At 61.9% G+C, this 1,047-nt stretch carries 1 protein-coding gene; it reads right to left on the bottom strand.

Annotated elements, in window-relative coordinates:
- Nucleotide 1: 1 nt before the first annotated feature.
- Nucleotides 2-958, bottom strand: a complete 957-nt coding sequence (locus tag EN862_RS34765; RefSeq protein WP_126063820.1) for an IS481 family transposase — start codon at nt 956-958, stop codon at nt 2-4.
- Between the last annotated feature and the right edge of the window lie 89 nt (nt 959-1,047).

Here is a 1,047-nt window from a genome sequence, read left to right as displayed (position 1 = left end):
GCTAGCTGTGGAGCCTCAACAGGTTGTCCTCGGTTAGAGCGAGGCGACTGATAGGTGTTTTGGACTTTAGGCTCCCGTGGGGACGGTGCCAATTGTATCTGTGCAGCCAGACCGGCAACTCTGCGGCGCGGTGATCTGAAGTCGGATAAGCGATGGCATAAGCCCATTCGCGCAGTGCTGTCTGGATGAAGCGCTCGGCCTTGCCATTGGTCTTGGGTGTATAGGGTCTTGTCCTGACGTGCTTGAGGCCGAGATCGCGGCAGGCCTTGGCGAAGGCCTTTGATCTGTAGCAGGAGCCGTTGTCGGTCATGACGCGGGCTATCGTGACGCCGAGGCTGGCGTAGTAGGCCACCGCCGCCTTGAGGAAGGCGATGGCGCTTTCTTTTTTCTCGTCGGGCAGGATCTGCGAGAAGGCGATGCGGGAGGCGTCGTCGATGCAGACATGGACGAACTCCCAACTGCTGCCGCGCGAGCTGGCATTGCCGGTGCGCTTGCCGGTAATGCGATGACCGATGCGCTCGAAACGACCGAGCTTCTTGATATCGATATGGATCATCTCGCCAGGATGCTCGCGCTCGTAGCGTCGGATCGGCTCGGCCGGTTCGATATCCCGCAACCGCGACAGTCCGGCACGCTTGAGAACCCGGCTAACGGTGGCGGGCGAGACGCCGACCTCATGGGCGATGTGCTTGCCGGTCCAACGTTGCCGCCGCAGCGCCATGATGCGCTCGGCGATCAACGCAGCGGTGGCCTGCGGCATATGGGCGGGCCGCGAGGAACGGTCGATCATGCCGGCCCGCCCTTCGGACTTGTAGCGCTCGACCCAGCGCGCCACGATCTTGGCCGACACGCCGTAGACACGCGCCGCATGGGCTTTGGAGAAAGCGCCTTCTATCACCGACAGCGCCATCTCCTCTCGACGCAGCGGTGTGAGACGGGCATTCTTATGGATGTTCATTCGGATCCTCCGATGGATGCTGAAGCGTGGTAACTCCAGTCTCCTCGGTCCGGTCCGAATGGACAACCTCCCGAAAGCTCACAGCTAGC

The sequence above is a fragment of the Mesorhizobium sp. M2E.F.Ca.ET.219.01.1.1 genome (assembly GCF_004016445.2).
Classification (GTDB): Bacteria; Pseudomonadota; Alphaproteobacteria; order Rhizobiales; family Rhizobiaceae; genus Mesorhizobium.
The sequence above is the reverse complement of the archived record's forward strand: the minus strand, read 5'-3'. Positions and strand labels throughout refer to the sequence as shown.